Here is a 15,819-nt window from a genome sequence, read left to right as displayed (position 1 = left end):
GGGCGCGAACCTAACCCATCTCCTCCAGCTTCCTGCCCTTGGTCTCTCTCACCTTCAGCAGTACGAAGGCCAGAGACAGCACCGCGAACAGGGCGTACCCCACGTAGGCGCCGGACAGGCTCCACTCCGCCAGCGAGGGGAACGAGACCGTGATCAGCCAGTTGGCCACCCACTGCGCGGCGGCGGCCACCGACAGCGCCGCGGCCCTGATCCGGTTGGGGAACATCTCGCCCAGCAGCACCCACACGACCACGCCCCACGACAGCGCGAAGAACAGCACGAAGACGTGGGCGGCGATCAGGGCGACGGTCCCCTCCGTGCCCGGCAGGGTCACGGTGTCGCCCGCGCCCGGGACGCCGGCGCTGAACGCCCAGGCGGCCACGGCCAGCGAGACCGCCATGCCCGCCGAGCCCACCAGCAGCAGCGGCCGGCGGCCGACCCGGTCGACCAGCGCGATGGCGATGAACGTGCCGACGATGTTGATGATCGAGGTGGAGAAGCTGATCAGCAGCGAGTCGGACTGGTTGATGCCGACCGACTGCCACAGCGACGCCGAGTAGTAGAAGATGACGTTGATTCCGACGAACTGCTGGAATACCGAGAGCGCGATGCCGATCCAGACGATCGGCAGCAGCCCGAACGCCGAGCCGCGCAGGTCCCGCAGGCGGGTGCGGTGCTCGCTGTAGACCGAGTCCCGGATCTCCGCCAGTCTCGTGTCCAGGTCGACGTTCCCGCCCTCCACCTCGGCCAGAACCTTGCGGGCCTGGTCCGTACGGCCGGCCGCGACGAGGAACCGCGGCGACTCGGGGATGATCGTCGAGAACAGCAGATAGAGCAGGGCGGGCACCAGGCAGGCGCCGAGCATCCACTGCCAGGCCTGGATGCCGAGCAGCTCGTTGTTGACGTCGCCCCCGGCCAGCTGGGCGATCGCGTAGTTGACCAGCTGGGAGACCGCGATGCCGAGCACGATGGCCAGCTGCTGGAAGGACCCCAGCCGCCCGCGGTAGGCCGGTGGCGCGACCTCGGCGATGTAGGCCGGGCCGATGACCGAGGCCATGCCGATCCCCACGCCTGCGAGCACGCGCCACATCGCCAGGTCCCAGGTCGCGAACGGCAGCGCCTGGCCCACCGAGCTGACCGCGAACAGCACGGCGGCCAGTTGCATCGCCTTCGTCCGGCCCCAGCGGTCGGCCAGCCCTCCGGCGATCCAGGCGCCGAGCGCCGAGCCCAGCAGGGCGATCGCCACCACGAAACCGGTCTCCACCGGTCCGACGCCGAAGTGTTTCTGGATTCCGGTGACGGCCCCGTTGATCACGGCGCTGTCATAGCCGAAGAGGAAGCCTCCGATCGCCGCCGCCGCGGTGATGAAGACGACATGCCCGATGTTCTCTTTATGGGTGCCCGTAGACAGCGTGCCGGCCATGACAGTCCTTTCCCCCGAAAGGCGCTTTAAGTCATCTCTGCCCGCTTCTCCCCGGCGCCACCCAGGTAAAAGCGGCCTTGACCTGCCCGGATGTTCTCAGACGCCGGCACGGCGGGCGGAGAACATCCGGGCGGGCGTCCGCGGTCTCCTCGTCAGAGGCGGGGGTCGACCGGTTCGGACTCCAGGGCGAGGACGGCGAAGACGGGTTCGTGCACCCGCCACAGCGGCTCGCCGTCGGCCAGGCGGGACAGCGCCTCCAGGCCGAGCGCGTGCTCGCGCAGGGCCAGGGAGCGCTTGCGGCCCAGGAAGCGGTTGCGCAGGACGTCCAGGCTCTCGGTGTAGTCGGGGCCGTAGATGATCCGCAGGTACTCCCGCCCGCGCACCTTGATCCCCGGCTGCACCCGGCCCAGGCCCCGGCGCGACGCCTCGGACCCGGACGGCTCCGTCTCACCGTCCGCGGCCGCGCCGCCCTCCGCCGTGCCCGGCCGCTCCCCGGCGACGGTGACCGGCTTGACCACCATGCCCTCGCCCCCGGCGACCGTCAGGCTCTCCCACCACGCCGTCGCCGCCCGCACCGACTCCGGCGAGTCCAGGTCGGCGTAGACGTGACGGGTGGGGGTGATCAGCGGGTCGTCCAGGCGGGACAGCAGGTCCAGGTGCCAGGGGTGCGGCTCGGTGACCGCGGTCGCCCGGCCCTCGCAGGCCAGGATCTGGAACGGCGCCAGGCTCACGCCGTCCAGTCCCGATACCGGTCGGCAATAACGCGCGTAGGCGTCCCTGAAGCGGGAAGCGTTGAGCGAGCGGAGCCGGGCGCGATCCAGCACATCGCCCACATCCACACCGCGCCCGGCCGCCGCCTCCAGCGCCGCGACGACCTCCGGCAGCGCGGTGCGGGCCGCGGCCCCCACCGAGGCGTACTGGTCGCGGATCAGCCCTTCGGCCTTGGCCGACCAGGGCAGCAGCTCGCAGTCGAGCACCAGCCAGTCCGAGTCCAGCTCGTCCATGAGCGGTGCGCACACCCGCCGCAGCCGGTCGACCAGCGCCCCGGCCAGCTCCGGGGCGGCGAAGAACGGCCTCCCGGTGCGGGTGTACACCGCCCCCGCGCTCCCGTCGTCCACCCCGAAGCGCGCCGCCGCGGTCTTGTGGTCCCGGGCCAGTACGGCGACCGCCCGCGAGCCCATGTGCTTCTCCTCGCACACCACCCGGGTGACCCCGGCCTCGGCGAACTCCGCGAACGCCTCGGCCGGGTGCTCCAGGTAGCCCTCCCGCCGGGACGTCTCCGGCGGCGCCATGGTCGGCGGCAGGTAGACCAGCCAGCGCGGGTCCACCGCGAACCGGCTCATGACCTCCAGCGCGGCGGCGGCGTTCTCCTCCCTGACCTTGATCCGGCCGCCGCCGTGGCGCACCTCGATGTGCTTGGTGCCCCGCACGTCGTCGATCGACAGGACTCCCGGGTCGCGGTGGCCGGGGGCCGTCAGCGGCCTGACCGGGTCGTACCACGTCCTCTCCGCGGGCACCGAGACGATCTCCCGGCTCGGGTAGCGCAGCGCGGTCAGCTTCCCGCCGAAGACCACCCCGGTGTCCAGGCAGATCGTGTTGTTGATCCACTCGGCCTCCGGGACCGGGGTGTGCCCGTAGACGACCATGGCGCGGCCCCGGTACTCGCGTGCCCAGGGGTAGCGCACCGGCAGGCCGTACTCGTCGGTCTCGCCGGTGGTGTCGCCGTACAGCGCGAAGGAGCGCACCCGGCCCGAGGCGCGGCCGTGGTAGGCCTCCTTCAGCCCGGCGTGCGCGACGACGAGCCGGCCGCCGTCGAGCTGGTAGTGGCTGATCAGGCCGTCCATGAAGGCCAGCGCGGCCGTGCGGAACTCCTCCGGCTCGGCGGCGAGCTGGTCGAGCGACTCCTGCAGGCCGTGGGCGACCCTGACCTTGCGCCCGTTGAGCGCGCGGGCGAGCTTCTGCTCGTGGTTGCCTGACACGCACAGCGCGGTCCCGGCCGCGACCATGCCCATGACCAGCCGGAGCACGCCCGGCGTGTCCGGCCCGCGGTCCACCAGGTCGCCGACGAACACCGCGGTGCGGCCCCCGGGGTGGGACGCGCCGGTGCCGCCGGGCTCGATCTCCCAGCCCAGCTCGCGCAGGAGCGCCTCCAGCTCGGCGCGGCAGCCGTGCACGTCGCCGATGATGTCGAACGGCCCGGTCAGCTCGCGCCGGTCGGTCCAGGCCTTCTCGGTGACGACCGTGGCGGCCTCGATCTCCTCGACGCCGCGCAGCACGTGGACCCGGCGGAAGCCGTCCCGGGAGATCTTCCCCAGGGACCGCTTCAGCTCCTTGCGCTGCCGCCGGATCACGTGCGACCCGAAGTCCCGGTCGGGCCGGGCCGCGTTGCGCTCGGCCGCGACCTCCTCGGGGACGTCCAGGACGATCGCGTCGACCAGCACGTCCTGCGACTTGGCCAGGTCGATCAGCTGCCTGCGCGCCTCCCACTGGACGTTGGTGGCGTCCACGACGGTGAGCAGGCCCCTCTTCAGGCGGGTGCGCACGATGTAGTGGAGCACGTCGAAGGCGTCGGAGGTGGCCGCCTGGTCGTTCTCGTCGTCGGCGACCAGGCCGCGGCAGAAGTCCGAGGAGATGACCTGGGTCGGCGCGAAGTGCCTGCGCGCGAAGGTCGACTTCCCGCTCCCGGACACCCCGACGAGCACGACCAGCGACATGGCCGGCACGGCGATCTCGGTCATCCGGTCCCTCCCCTCCTGTGTTTCCGTCCGTCCTGCGGTGGTCCCGGCCATCACCCCTCCCTCCGGGTGAAGACGGCCATCTGGGTGGGCGGTCCGAGCTCGGGGTCGTCGTCGCCGACGGGCCGGAACGCGACGTCGTAGCGGTACTCCTCGCCCACCTTCGCCGCCCAGGCCGCGAACTCCGCCCGGGTCCACTCGAACCGGTGGTCGGGGTGGCGCATGCCCGTCAGGAACTCGTAGCGGACGTTGTACTCGGCGTTGGGCGTGGTCACGACCACGTGCCCGGGACGGGCCGCGCCGAAGACCACCCGCTCCAGAGCCGGCAGGCGGGGCGGGTCGACGTGCTCGACGACCTCCATGAGCACCGCGGCGTCGAAGCCCGCGAAGCGGTCGTCGGTGTAGGTCAGCGCCCCCTGGAACAGCTCCAGCCGCTCGCGCTGCCGCTCCGGCATGCGGTCGAGCTTGAGCTTCCTGGCGGCGATGGTCAGCGCCTGCGACGACACGTCGGTCCCGGCGACCCGGGTGAACGCCGGGTCGGCCAGCAGCGCCCCGACCAGCTGCCCGGTCCCGCACCCCAGGTCGATGACCGTACGGGCGCCCAGCTCGTCCAGCACCGCGAGCACGGCCTGCCTGCGCACCGTGTTCAACGGCCGCTTCCCGCCGGCCCCCTCGGACCCCTCGGCCTCGGGCGCGGAGACCTCCCCGGGCGCGGAGGCCTCCGCCGCCTCGGCGGGCGCGTCGGCCTCCGGGGACGGGGACGGCTCCTCCTCCAGGGGCGGTTCCAGGTCCTCTTCCACGTCGTCGCCCAGCTCGGCCAGGCGGGCGAAGGCCGTACGGGTCAGGGCGCCGCGGCGGCCGAGGTAGCGGCGGGTGATGAGGCCCCGCTCGGGGTGGGCGGCCAGCCAGGACTCGCCCGCCCGGATGAGCTTGTCCACCTCGTCCGGGGCGATCCAGTAGTGCTTGGCGTCGTCCAGGACCGGCAGCAGCACGTAGAGCTGGTTGAGCGCGTCGGCCAGCCGGGCCCGTCCGCGCAGCGCCAGCCGTACGTAGCGGGAGTCGCCCCACTCGGGGAAGGCCTCGTCCAGCGGTACGGCGCGCGCCTCGACCTCCCAGCCCAGCGGGCCGAACAGCCGGTGCGCCAGCTCGGGGCCGCCCCGGCAGGGCAGCGCGGGGAGCGCGATCTCCAGCGGGATCGGCGTGGCCGCGAGCTCGGGGCGACTCGCGCAGCGCCCGGCGCGCGCCGTGCGGAAGACGTCGGCCAGCGCCCCGGCCAGCAGCGACGACGCCGCGTAGGGCCGGTCGTTGACGTACTGCCCGAGCGCGTAGTCGGGTGTGGAGCGGCCCCGCGAGCGCACCAGGCGGATCGGGTCGACGTCGAGCATCAGCGCCGCCGTGCAGCGCTCCTCGTCCGCCTCCGGATAGAAGACGCGGGCGACGCCGTACGACTGGCCGAACTCCTGCACCCGATCTGGATGCTTGTGCAGCAGAAAGCCCAGGTCGGTGGCGGGACGCATGGTCGTGGAGATCGTCAGCAACACCCTGGACAGTCTGCCGGATGTCCGATTCGCCGAGCCAGCGATTAATCGCCGGCACCCGTCCGGGACACCCGGATCGTCACGTTCCGGCGGACGGCGGGCGGGAGGGGGCCGCCGCCGTCCGCCGGAACGCCGCGGCGCTACACGTGCGGCTTGACCTCGGCCGCGATGAGCTCCAGGTGATCGAGGTCGTTGAGGTCCATCACCTGCAGGTAGATCCGCTCGGCTCCCAGCTCGGCGAACTTCCCGATCTTCTCGACCACCTCGGCCGGGGTGCCCGCCAGCCCGCCCGCGCGCAGTGTGGCGAGGTCCTGCCCGACGGCTTCGGCCCGGCGCGCCAGCTCGGCGTCGTCGGTCCCGACGCAGACGGTCTGCGCGGCCGAGAACACGATCGAGGACCGGCCCTGCTCCTCGCACGCCTCCCGGATCCGGTCGAAGGCGGCGGCCGTGTCCTCGACGGTGCGGAACGGCACGTTGTACTCGTCGGCGAAGCGGGCGGCCAGCCGCGGGGTGCGCCGGGCGCCGAAACCGCCGATGATGATCGGCGGCCGGGGGCTCTGCGCGGGCTTGGGCAGCGCCGGCGAGTCGGCGAGCCGGTAGTGGGCGCCCTCGAAGGAGTACGTCTTGCCGGGAGGCGTGGTCCACAGACCGGTGATGATCTCCAGCTGCTCCTCGAACCGGGAGAAGCGCTCGCTCACCGGCGGGAACGGGATCCCGTACGCGATGTGCTCGTCGTCGAACCATCCGGTGCCCAGGCCCAGCTCGACCCGGCCGCCGCTCATCTGGTCCACCTGGGCCACGCTGATCGCCAGCACGCCCGGCAGCCGGAAGGTGGCCGGGGTGACCAGCGTCCCGAGCCTGATCGTGGAGGTCTCCCTGGCCAGGCCCGCGAGGGTCACCCAGGCGTCGGTGGATCCGGAGCCGGGATCGCCCGGCCCGATCCGCATGTAGTGGTCGGAACGGAAGAAGGCATCGAACCCCAGCCGCTCCGCGGTCTGCGCGACCGCCAGCAGCTCTTCGTAGGTGCCGCCCTGCTGCGGTTCGGTGAAGATCCTCAACTTCATGCATTCCATTATCCGGGCACTCCGGACGGCATCCGCAGAAAGGTCGCGCGACGACGGGGTGCCTTGCTACCGTTCGAACTCTCGGTGCGCTTAGTATCCGTCCGAATACTCAGTGCGATCGAGCGTGCCGCCGAGAGGGGGAGACATGCCGGTGGCGCCAGACCGCTCCGCCGCCCGCCACGCCCGCGGGCCGGGCACCCTGCCCCGCTCCGTCACCGCGTTCGCGTCGGTGACGCTCGCCGCCGCGACCGGCGCCGCCGTATGGCTGCTGCCCACCGAGACCGACCAGTGGGCCGCACCCGCCCAGGCCGCGCGCCCCGACGCCTCGGTCTCCGCACCCGTCCCGCCGCCCGTCGCCGAGCACGTGCAGGCCGTCGACGTCCCGGACGGCGGGGGCGGCCCGTCGGGGTTCGTGACGTTCGTCGACGTGGTGCGCCACCCGTCCTTCGACCTGCCCCGCGCCGCCAGGCGCGGCGACGTGCGCTGGTTCGCCCTCGGCCACCTCACCGCCGGTCCCGACGGCTGCACCCCCAGGTGGGGCGGGCGCCAGGAGCAGGGCGGCAACCCGGCCGCCGCCGGGCTGGGCCGTCTGCGCGCGGCCGGCGGCGACGCCGGTCTGGTCTTCGGCGGCCCCGTCGGCCGGGAGCTGGCGGCCGCCTGCACCGCGCCCGGCGCCCTGACCGCGGCCTACCGGCAGGCGGTGGGCGCCTTCGACGCCGTGCACATCGACTTCGAGGTCCAGGACTCGGCCGACCACGAGACCGTACGGCGCCGCGCCGAGGCGATCGCGACCCTCCAGCGGGAGGCCCTGACGCGGGGCCGTCCCCTGGCGGTCAGCTTCACCCTCCCGGCGACCGAGACGGGCCTGTCCCCGCGTGACCAGATGATGCTCAGGACCACCCGGCAGGCGGGGGTGCGCATCGCCGCCGTCAACCTCCTGGTCCCCATCCGCCCGGCTCCCCCCGGCGGGAGCCACCTGCGCCCCGCCGCCTCGGCCGTGCGCGCCGCCCAGCCCCAGATAGCTGCCGGCCTGGGCGAGCCCACCGCCACCGAGCGGGTCGCCCTGACGTTCGTGCTGGCCGATCCCGGCGACCTGTCGTCCGCCGACGCCCGCAAGGTCGCGGACTTCGCCGCCCGCAACCGGCTGGCCTGGCTCTCGGCCCGCGGCGCCTCCCCCGACCCCGAGGCCGTCCGCCTCCTGGGCGTGCCCCCGCTCTGAGGAACCGCCCGGTGAGGCCCGTGCGGTCCCGCCCCGGGCTCCCCGGTCAGTTCCTGACCAGCAGGGCCACGGACTCCACGTGGGCGGTCATCGGGAAGGCGTCGAAGGCCCGCAGCCCGGCCAGGCCGTACCCCCGCTCGCCGAGCCAGGCGAGGTCGCGGGCCAGCGTGGCGGGGTCGCACGAGACGTAGACGATGCGCGAGGCCTCCAGGCCGGCCAGGCGCTCGACGACCTCGCGGCCGAGCCCGGTGCGGGGCGGGTCGACGACGAGCAGGTCGGCGCGCTCGATGCCGTAGCGGTCGAGGGCGTCCTCGACCATGCCCCGGCCGAAGCGGGCCTGGGGCAGGTCCCTGAGGTTGCGCTCGGCGTCGCGGACCGCCACGGGATCGGCCTCGATGCCGAACACGGCGCCGTCGGGACCGACCGCCTCGGCCAGGAAGGCGGCGAACAGGCCGACGCCGCAGTAGAGGTCCAGCGCCCACTCCCCCGGCTTCGGGGCGGCGAACTCCATGACCGCGGCCAGCAGCGTGGCGGCCGCGCCGGGGTGGATCTGCCAGAACCCGCTGCCGGTGACCTGGAAGTCGCGCTCGCCGACGCGCTCGGTGAGGTGGTGGCGGCCGTGCACCGTGCGGGTGCGGCCCCTGCCCTCGTTCACGAAGACGGCCACGCTGTCGTCGAGGTCGGGCACGGCGACCGTGCGGCGGGGCTTGGGGGCCACCGCGACGGCCTGGTCCCCCGTCGAGGAGGCGATGACCTCGACCGCGGAGGCGCCCCGCCAGTTCATCACCTCGGCGCCGACGTTCTCCACCTCGGGGTGGGCGATCAGGCAGGCGTCCACCGGCACGATGTCGTGGGAGCGGTGGCGGCGCAGGCCGGGCACGCCCTCGCGGTCGACGGCGAACTGCACGCGGGTGCGCCAGCCCAGCCCGTCGGGGGCGCCCGGGACCTCCTCGACCTGGCCGGTCCACTCGATCCCGGCCAGGCGGCGCAGCTGCTCGGCGACCACGTCGGTCTTCAGCCGGCGCTGCGCCTCCAGGGAGGCGTGCTGCCAGTCGCAGCCGCCGCAGCGGCCGGGGCCGGCGAAGGGGCAGGGCGGGACGACCCGGTCGGGGGAGGCGTCGAGGACCTCCACGGCGTCGGCCCGCAGGAACCGCGCCGTCTCCTCGGTGATCTCGGCCATGACGCGCTCGCCGGGCAGCGCGTGCCGGACGAACACCACCCGGCCCTCGTGACGGGCGACGCACCAGCCGCCGTGCGCGACCGGGCCCACCGTCAGTTCAATCGCCATCGTCCCCAGATCCCGTCGTGTCGAGCCTCCCTGCCGCCGCAGAGTCGTCTACGAAAGGTTATGCCTTGCCGCCGCCGCCCCGGGCCGTCTCCTGCCGGGAACGGCGAGCCGCACCGGCGGCGAAGGGCTCGGGGCGGCCCTTGAGGCGGTCGGAGGAGTGCAGCTGCCAGGGCACGCTGATGACCATCACCCCGGGCTGGAAGAGCAGGCGGCCCTTCAGGCGCAGCGCGCTCTGGTTGTGCAGGATGTGCTCCCACCACCGGCCCACGACGTACTCGGGGATGTAGATGCTCACGACGTCACGCGGCGAGCGGCGGCGCAGCGACTTGACGTACTCCAGGATGGGGCGGGTGATCTCGCGGTAGGGCGAGTCGAGCGTCTTGAGCGGCACCGGGATGCCCCGCCGTTCCCACTCCTCCTGCAGGGCCCGGGCCTCGGCGCCCTCCACGCCCACGGTGACCGCCTCCAGGGTGGAGGGCCGGGTGGCCCGGGCGTAGGCCAGGGCCCGCAGGGTCGGCTTGTGGATCTTCGAGACCAGGACGACGGCGTGGTTGCGGGCGGGCAGCATCGACTCCTCCCCCTGCCCGTCCTCGTCCACCGCCAGCTCGCGGGCGATGTTCTCGTAGTGGCGGTGGATGCCCTTCATCATCAGGAACAGCAGCGGCATGGCCACGCAGACGATCCACGCGCCGTGGGTGAACTTGGTCAGCAGCACGACCACCAGGACCAGGCCGGTCATGACGCCGCCGAAGGCGTTGATCGTCCGGGAGCGCTGCATGCGCAGCCGGACCCTGGAGTCGGGCTCGGTCTTCAGGTGCCGGGTCCAGTGCCGGACCATGCCGATCTGGCTCAGCGTGAACGACACGAACACGCCGACGATGTAGAGGTTGAGCAGGCGGCTGACGTCGGCCTGGAAGCCCCACAGCAGCAGGCAGGCCCCGCCCGCCAGGATGGCGATGCCGTTGGAGAAGGCCAGCCGGTCGCCCCTGGTGTGCAGCTGGCGCGGCAGGAAGCGGTCCTGGGCGAGGATCGAGCCGAGCACCGGGAAGCCGTTGAAGGCGGTGTTGGCCGCCAGGAACAGGATCAGCGCGGTGACCGCGGCGATCACGTAGAAGAAGATCGAGCTGCCGCCGAAGACGGCCTCCGCCACCTGCGCGATGATCGGCTGCTGGTGGTAGTCGAGACCGGCGACGTGCCCGTTGATGATCACGTCCTTGGCGGCGTAGGCGGGGTCGGCGACCTTGACGCCGGAGGCCAGGCCCAACGTGATGATGCCGCTGAACATCGTCACCGAGATCACGCCCATCATCAGCAGCGTCTTGGCGGCGTTCTTGCTCTTGGGCTTGCGGAAGGCCGGCACGCCGTTGCTGATGGCCTCGACCCCGGTCAGCGCGGCGCAGCCCGAGGAGAACGCGCGCAGGATCAGGAAGGCCGCCGCGAACGAGGTGAGGTTCGTCTGCTCGGCGAGGATCTGGTAGTCCGCGGTGGGCGCGCGCAGCTCCTCACCGAGGATGAACAGCCGGAAGAAGCCGTAGACGATCAGCCCGAGGACCGCGGCCATGAAGGCGTAGGTGGGGACGGCGAAGGCCGAGCCCGACTCCCGGATGCCGCGCAGGTTCACCATCGTCAGCAGCAGGACGATGAGGATCGCGACCAGCGGCTTGTGCTCGGCGAAGAAGGGGATCGTGGCGCCGACGTAGTCGACGCCGTTGGCCACCGAGACCGCGACGGTGAGCACGTAGTCGACCATGAGCGCGCTGGCCACGGTGAGCCCGGCGTTGCGGCCGAGGTTGACGGTGGCCACCTCGTAGTCGCCGCCGCCGCTGGGATAGGCGTGCACGTTCTGCCGATAGGAGGCGACGACCGTCAGCATCACCACGACGACCGCACCGGCGACCCAGGGGCTGAAGTTGTAGAAGGACAGCCCGGCCAGGGAGAGGATGGCGAGGATCTCCTGCGGGGCGTAGGCCACCGAGGACAGCGCGTCGCTCGCGAAGATGGGGAGGGCGACCCGCTTGCGGAGCAGCTGCTCGTGGAGCTGCGTGCTGCGCAGTGCACGCCCAATGAACAGGCGTTTGGTGAGGTCCGTCACTTTCGGCACGTCTGCCGATGCTAGCTCCCCGCTCACCCGCCCACTCACCCGACGCTCCAGAACGGGGCCATACTGGCTGGGTACCATCGTGAACCGAGATCCGCCTCAACACACCGGCGGGGGAGCATGCATATCGTGATCATGGGGTGTGGCCGGGTGGGTTCGACCCTGGCGCACATCCTTGAGGACAGCGGCCACTCGGTCGCGATCATCGACCGTGACCCGCAGGCCTTCCGGAGGTTGCGCGCCGGGTTCCGGGGCCGCCGGGTCACCGGGGTCGGCTTCGACCGCGACGTGCTGGAGGAGGCGGGGATCGAGTCCGCCGGGGCGTACGTCGCGGTCAGCAGCGGGGACAACTCCAACATCATCTCCGCCCGCGTCGCCCGCGAGACGTTCGGCGTCGACAACGTGGTCGCCCGCATCTACGACTCCCGGCGCGCCGAGGTCTACCAGCGCCTGGGCATCCCGACCGTGGCCACCGTGCGCTGGACCGCCGACCAGATCCTGCGGCGGGTGCTCCCCGAGGGCGCCGAGCCCCTCTGGCGCGACCCGACCGGGTCGGTCGTGCTGGCCGAGGTCGCCTACCACCCCGGATGGATCGGCACCCGGACCAGGGACCTGGAGGAGGCCGCGGGCACCCGCCTGGCGTTCGTCAACCGGCTGGGCGAGACCCTGCTGCCCAAGCACGACTCCATGGTGCAGGAGGGCGACGTCCTGCACGTCATGGCGGCCGAGAACGACATGGACCGGATCAACAAGGTGCTGTCCGGAGCGCCGGAGGAAGGTCACTGATGCGCGTCACCATCGCGGGGGCGGGAGCGGTCGGCCGGTCCATCGCCGCCGAGCTCCTGGAGAACGGCCACGAGGTCCTGCTGATCGACGTCGACCCCAAGGCCATCAAGATCGATTCGGTGCCCCGGGCGGAGTGGCTGCTGGCCGACGCCTGCGAGATCTCCTCGCTGGACGAGGCCGGTCTGGCCGACTGCCACGTGGTCGTCGCCGCCAGCGGCGACGACAAGGTCAACCTCGTGGTCTCGCTCCTGGCCAAGACCGAGTACGGCGTGCCGCGCGTGGTCGCCAGGATCAACCACCCCAAGAACGAGTGGCTGTTCAACGAGTCGTGGGGCGTCGACGTCGCCGTCTCGACCCCGCGCCTGCTGAGCGCGCTGGTCGAGGAGGCGGTGAGCGTGGGCGACCTGGTCCGCCTGATGACCTTCCGCCAGGGTCAGGCCAACCTGGTCGAGCTGACCCTCCCGGAGAACGCGCCGGTGGTCGGCCAGCGCGCCGGATCCGTGCCGTGGCCCACCGACACCGCCCTGGTCGCCATCCTGCGCGAGGGCCGGGTGCTAGTGCCCACCGCCGACGACCCGCTGGAGGCGGGCGACGAGCTGATGTTCGTGGCCAGCCAGGAGGTCGAGGACGAGCTGGCCCAGCTGCTGTCCCCGCATGTCGTCAGGGACCTGTCCGACCGCTCGTGAGGGGGCACGCCCGCCGTACCCGTTCAGAGGTACGGCGGGCGTGTCAGGACGCGCGCCGTACCGCGCGCGGCACGGCGGTCACGTCAGGAGGACGCGGCGGGCTGGGCGGGTGTGCGGCCGCGGGTCAGCACCCACACCATCGCGGCCAGGGCCGCGATCTGCAGCGGCCAGCCCATCACGATCTTGAGGATGCCCAGCTCGGCCACGGCGTCGTTGCCGCCGATGAGATAGACCGGGGCCTGCACCGCCACCCGGACCACGCAGGGGATCATCAGCAGCCAGGTGAGCTTGGTGCACAGCCGCACCACGGCCGGGTCGTCGCGCCAGGCGGTGGGGTCGCCGGTGACCGAGCCGATCAGGAAGCCGACCACCGGCCACCGGGTGACGATCGAGATCAACATCGCCACGGAGTAGCCGGCGTTGTAGAGGATGCCGGGCAGATAGACGTCCTTGGCCTCGCCGGTGCGGGAGGCGAAGAACCAGCCGATGCCGATGCCGATGAGGCTGTTGATGACGTACTGCGGCGTCGAGCGCTGCACCAGCCGGATCACCAGCAGCAGCACCGCCGCCGAGACGCTGACGATCAGCGAGCGCTGGAGGTCGGAGGTGGCGATCCACATCACAGTGAAGGCGGCCGTGGGCACGGCGGCCTCGATGACGCCTCTGATCCCGCCGAACGCCTTCGCGAGCTGGGACCGTATCGCGGCCTCGACCGTCTCGTGCGCGGCGGCCTCTCCGGTGGTGCTCATCTTTTCGCTCACCGTTTCCCACTCGCCAGTTCTGGGCTCATCGCGCACTCATGCCCCGTTCGCCGGGCGCAGCTCGTACCGCGGATTGAACATCACCTTGCGACCATCCTGCATGCTGACGAGGCCCTCGGCCAGCACCATCCGACCCGGCTCGATGCCGGCGATCTTCCGGCGGCCCAGCCAGATCAGATCGATCACATCCGACCCGTCGTAGAGCTCGGCCTCGAGAGCCGGAGCCCCGCCGCGGGGCCTCAGAGTCACCGTTCGTAGTGTACCGGTGACGCAGAATCGGCGACGCCCACCGCATGAAGCGATGGGCGTGGCACCGTGCCTGTCGAGGTCCTGCTGTAGTTCATCGGCTTCCAGCTCGGCCTGGCTGGTGGCCAGCCGCTGGAAAAAGCCTCGCAATCCGCGCTTTCTATGCGGTTCCTGCGAACTCACGACCTCTCCTTTGCGAACGTGTCGAATCAGCGTACGCGATCCGGCACCTCAGCGAACCTCCGCAATCTCAGGTCCGCGCTCGAAGGGGTTGAGGTCGGACTTGCGCCGGCCGGGTCCCTCCTGCTCCCCGGGCTGCCGGGCCTCGGCGGGCAGGCGCAGCTCGATCGGCTCGTGCGGGGCCATCGGCTCGTCGCCGCGGACCACCACGATGTCGCGGACGACGTTCTCCAGCGTCGCGGCGACTCCGGCGTCCAGCGCGGCACGGCCGCTGATCGCCGCCCGCAGGAACCAGCGCGGCCCGTCGATCCCGAGGTAGCGCACCGGCTGCACGGCCCCGCCGTTCGGGATCTGCGCGGCCAGCTCGGCGCCGAAGGGCCCCTCCTGCTCCTCCGAGGTGCCGCCGGCGCTCTTCACCGCCTCGGCGAGCTCGGAGCGGACGTCGTCCCAGATGCCGCTCTTCTTCGGCGCGGCGAACGCCTGCACCTGCAGGGCGCTCTCCTGGAACAGCACGACCGCTCCCACGATGCGGTCACCGGCCATGTTGAGCTGCACCTCGAACCCGGCGTCGACCGGCAGGCGCAGCCCGCCGAGGTCGACCCGCTCCCGCTCGGGGTGCGGCTCGTCGGCGTCCCACGGGCCGGACTCGCGTGCCGGCACCGGCTCGGCCTCCTCCACCACCGAGGCCGGTGTGTCCTTGTGACGGCGACGTCCGAACATCTTCCTCACGCTCCTTGAACGATTGACTGGCGGCCCCTCGGCCGGCGGGCCACACCCTGCCCGCTTCCCCTCAGCGGCCCGTGGAACCGAACCCGCCGGCGCCGCGCGCCGATCCGGGCAGCCGGTCCACCTCGTAGAACGCCGCCTTCTCCACCTTCTGGATCACCAGTTGCGCGACGCGGTCGCCCCTGCGCAGCCGCACCGCCTCCTTGGCATCGGTATTGATCAGTGTCACCCTGATCTCCCCCCGGTAACCGGCGTCGACGGTGCCGGGGGCGTTGACCAGCGTCACCCCGTGCTTGACCGCCAGGCCCGAACGCGGGTGCACGAACGCGGCGTATCCGTCGGGCAGGGCGATGGCCACGCCGGTGCCCACGCTCGCCCGCTCGCCGGGGAGCAGTTCGACGTCCTCGGCGGCGTACAGGTCGGCGCCCGCGTCGCCCGGATGCGCGTAGGACGGCAGGGGCAGGCCGGCGTCGAGCCGGTGGATCAGCACCTCTACCTGGTGGGTCACGGGTTCACCTCGTAATCATGGTGCTCGTCGAGGATGGTCTGGGCGTCACCGTGCTTGGCGAAGTGCTCCATGCCGACCTCGATGAAGAGCGCGGCGGCACGCACGGCGACCGGGCCGTCCGGCGCCCCGATCCGGCCCTCGGCTTCAAGATATGCCTTCCTGCCGGACATGCCGGTGCACCAGGCGCGCAGGTGCAGCGTGGTGCCCACCGGGACGGGCGCCAGATAGTCGGTCTCCAGCCGCCCGGTGACGTAGGGACGCTGGAACAGCCAGACGGACATGCCGATGACCTCGTCCATCGCCGCGGCCAGCACGCCGCCGTGCGCCAGTCCCGGAGCGCCCTGGTGCGCCTCCCCCACGACGAACTCGGCGCTCACCGAGACCCCGTCGGGGGTGACGGCCGACAGGTGCAGGCCGGTCGGGTGCCGGTCGCCGCAGCCGAAGCAGCGGCTGTAGTGGGATCCGAGTGCGGCGCCGGGCGCGGGCGCGCCGGGCAGCGGCTCGGGGAGCGTCGCTCCGGGCGGAGGTGTGGTGATGGTCGAACGGGTCACGACGGAGAAC

The 15,819-nt window shown here is 72.2% G+C and carries 14 protein-coding genes; 3 read left to right on the top strand and 11 right to left on the bottom strand.

Translation table 11 applies throughout. The features are described from left to right. Positions 1-10: 10 nt before the first annotated feature. The 4 genes from Psi01_RS06635 to Psi01_RS06620 all read right to left on the bottom strand — a co-directional run bounded on the left by Psi01_RS06635 (position 11) and on the right by Psi01_RS06620 (position 6,760). Positions 11-1,423: a sugar porter family MFS transporter gene (locus tag Psi01_RS06635; protein ID WP_204063036.1), complete on the bottom strand. Its 1,413-nt coding sequence runs from the start codon at positions 1,421-1,423 to the stop codon at positions 11-13. Positions 1,424-1,575: 152 nt separating this feature from the next. Continuing rightward, the gene (locus Psi01_RS06630) at positions 1,576-4,161 is read right to left on the bottom strand and encodes a polynucleotide kinase-phosphatase (RefSeq protein WP_204063035.1); all 2,586 of its coding nucleotides are present in this window, start codon (positions 4,159-4,161) and stop codon (positions 1,576-1,578) included. A 50-nt stretch (positions 4,162-4,211) separates the two neighbouring features. Next, positions 4,212-5,699: a 3' terminal RNA ribose 2'-O-methyltransferase Hen1 gene (locus Psi01_RS06625; protein WP_204063034.1), complete on the bottom strand. Its 1,488-nt coding sequence runs from the start codon at positions 5,697-5,699 to the stop codon at positions 4,212-4,214. A gap of 137 nt (positions 5,700-5,836) precedes the next feature. After that, complete coding sequence (locus Psi01_RS06620; protein WP_204063033.1) at positions 5,837-6,760, bottom strand: LLM class F420-dependent oxidoreductase; 924 nt, start codon at positions 6,758-6,760, stop codon at positions 5,837-5,839. A gap of 145 nt (positions 6,761-6,905) precedes the next feature. On the opposite strand from Psi01_RS06620, the gene Psi01_RS06615 reads away from it, so the two are divergent. After that, entirely contained in the window at positions 6,906-7,979 is a 1,074-nt protein-coding gene (locus Psi01_RS06615; protein WP_204063032.1) for a glycoside hydrolase family 18 protein, read from the top strand. A 46-nt stretch (positions 7,980-8,025) separates the two neighbouring features. Here the strand turns inward: Psi01_RS06615 and Psi01_RS06610 are convergent, their stop codons facing one another. Together Psi01_RS06610 and Psi01_RS06605 are read right to left on the bottom strand one after the other, a co-directional pair. Next, positions 8,026-9,267: a class I SAM-dependent RNA methyltransferase gene (locus Psi01_RS06610; protein WP_204063031.1), complete on the bottom strand. Its 1,242-nt coding sequence runs from the start codon at positions 9,265-9,267 to the stop codon at positions 8,026-8,028. A gap of 58 nt (positions 9,268-9,325) precedes the next feature. Continuing rightward, entirely contained in the window at positions 9,326-11,368 is a 2,043-nt protein-coding gene (locus Psi01_RS06605) for an APC family permease (RefSeq protein WP_204063030.1), read from the bottom strand. 117 nt (positions 11,369-11,485) lie between these two features. Between Psi01_RS06605 and Psi01_RS06600 the strand changes: the two genes are divergently transcribed. Further along, positions 11,486-12,151 carry a potassium channel family protein gene (locus tag Psi01_RS06600; RefSeq protein ID WP_204063029.1) on the top strand — a complete coding sequence of 222 codons (666 nt, stop codon included), beginning with the start codon at positions 11,486-11,488 and terminating at the stop codon, positions 12,149-12,151. Next, on the top strand, positions 12,151-12,837 hold the full coding sequence (locus tag Psi01_RS06595) for a potassium channel family protein (RefSeq protein ID WP_204063028.1): 687 nt from the start codon (positions 12,151-12,153) through the stop codon (positions 12,835-12,837). The genes Psi01_RS06600 and Psi01_RS06595 overlap by 1 nt, the downstream gene beginning before the upstream one ends. A gap of 83 nt (positions 12,838-12,920) precedes the next feature. Here the strand turns inward: Psi01_RS06595 and Psi01_RS06590 are convergent, their stop codons facing one another. The 5 genes from Psi01_RS06590 to Psi01_RS06570 all read right to left on the bottom strand — a co-directional run bounded on the left by Psi01_RS06590 (position 12,921) and on the right by Psi01_RS06570 (position 15,809). Further along, entirely contained in the window at positions 12,921-13,586 is a 666-nt protein-coding gene (locus tag Psi01_RS06590) for a DUF3159 domain-containing protein (protein WP_204063027.1), read from the bottom strand. A gap of 48 nt (positions 13,587-13,634) precedes the next feature. After that, positions 13,635-14,027 (bottom strand): OB-fold nucleic acid binding domain-containing protein, encoded by a 393-nt coding sequence (locus Psi01_RS06585; protein WP_203874073.1) that lies wholly within the window; start codon positions 14,025-14,027, stop codon positions 13,635-13,637. A gap of 48 nt (positions 14,028-14,075) precedes the next feature. Beyond that, a complete protein-coding gene (locus tag Psi01_RS06580) occupies positions 14,076-14,744 on the bottom strand; it encodes a DUF3710 domain-containing protein (protein WP_204063026.1) in 669 nt (222 codons plus the stop codon). A 70-nt stretch (positions 14,745-14,814) separates the two neighbouring features. Next, on the bottom strand, positions 14,815-15,258 hold the full coding sequence (gene dut / locus Psi01_RS06575) for a dUTP diphosphatase (RefSeq protein ID WP_204063025.1): 444 nt from the start codon (positions 15,256-15,258) through the stop codon (positions 14,815-14,817). Further along, on the bottom strand, positions 15,255-15,809 hold the full coding sequence (locus Psi01_RS06570; RefSeq protein ID WP_204063024.1) for a PaaI family thioesterase: 555 nt from the start codon (positions 15,807-15,809) through the stop codon (positions 15,255-15,257). The genes dut and Psi01_RS06570 overlap by 4 nt, the downstream gene beginning before the upstream one ends. Positions 15,810-15,819: the final 10 nt, after the last annotated feature.

The organism is Paraplanobispora siamensis (assembly GCF_016863175.1).
In the GTDB taxonomy this organism is placed as follows: domain Bacteria; phylum Actinomycetota; class Actinomycetes; order Streptosporangiales; family Streptosporangiaceae; genus Planobispora; species Planobispora siamensis.
The sequence above is the reverse complement of the archived record's forward strand: the minus strand, read 5'-3'. Positions and strand labels throughout refer to the sequence as shown.

Coding starts and splice junctions, on each gene's coding strand:
- Psi01_RS06635 (WP_204063036.1), bottom strand. CDS start 1,423: ATGGCCGGCACGCTGTCTACGGGCACCCATAAAGAGAACATCGGGCAT.
- Psi01_RS06630 (WP_204063035.1), bottom strand. CDS start 4,161: ATGACCGAGATCGCCGTGCCGGCCATGTCGCTGGTCGTGCTCGTCGGG.
- Psi01_RS06620 (WP_204063033.1), bottom strand. CDS start 6,760: ATGAAGTTGAGGATCTTCACCGAACCGCAGCAGGGCGGCACCTACGAA.
- Psi01_RS06615 (WP_204063032.1), top strand. CDS start 6,906: ATGCCGGTGGCGCCAGACCGCTCCGCCGCCCGCCACGCCCGCGGGCCG.
- Psi01_RS06610 (WP_204063031.1), bottom strand. CDS start 9,267: ATGGCGATTGAACTGACGGTGGGCCCGGTCGCGCACGGCGGCTGGTGC.
- Psi01_RS06600 (WP_204063029.1), top strand. CDS start 11,486: ATGCATATCGTGATCATGGGGTGTGGCCGGGTGGGTTCGACCCTGGCG.
- Psi01_RS06595 (WP_204063028.1), top strand. CDS start 12,151: ATGCGCGTCACCATCGCGGGGGCGGGAGCGGTCGGCCGGTCCATCGCC.
- Psi01_RS06590 (WP_204063027.1), bottom strand. CDS start 13,586: ATGAGCACCACCGGAGAGGCCGCCGCGCACGAGACGGTCGAGGCCGCG.
- Psi01_RS06580 (WP_204063026.1), bottom strand. CDS start 14,744: ATGTTCGGACGTCGCCGTCACAAGGACACACCGGCCTCGGTGGTGGAG.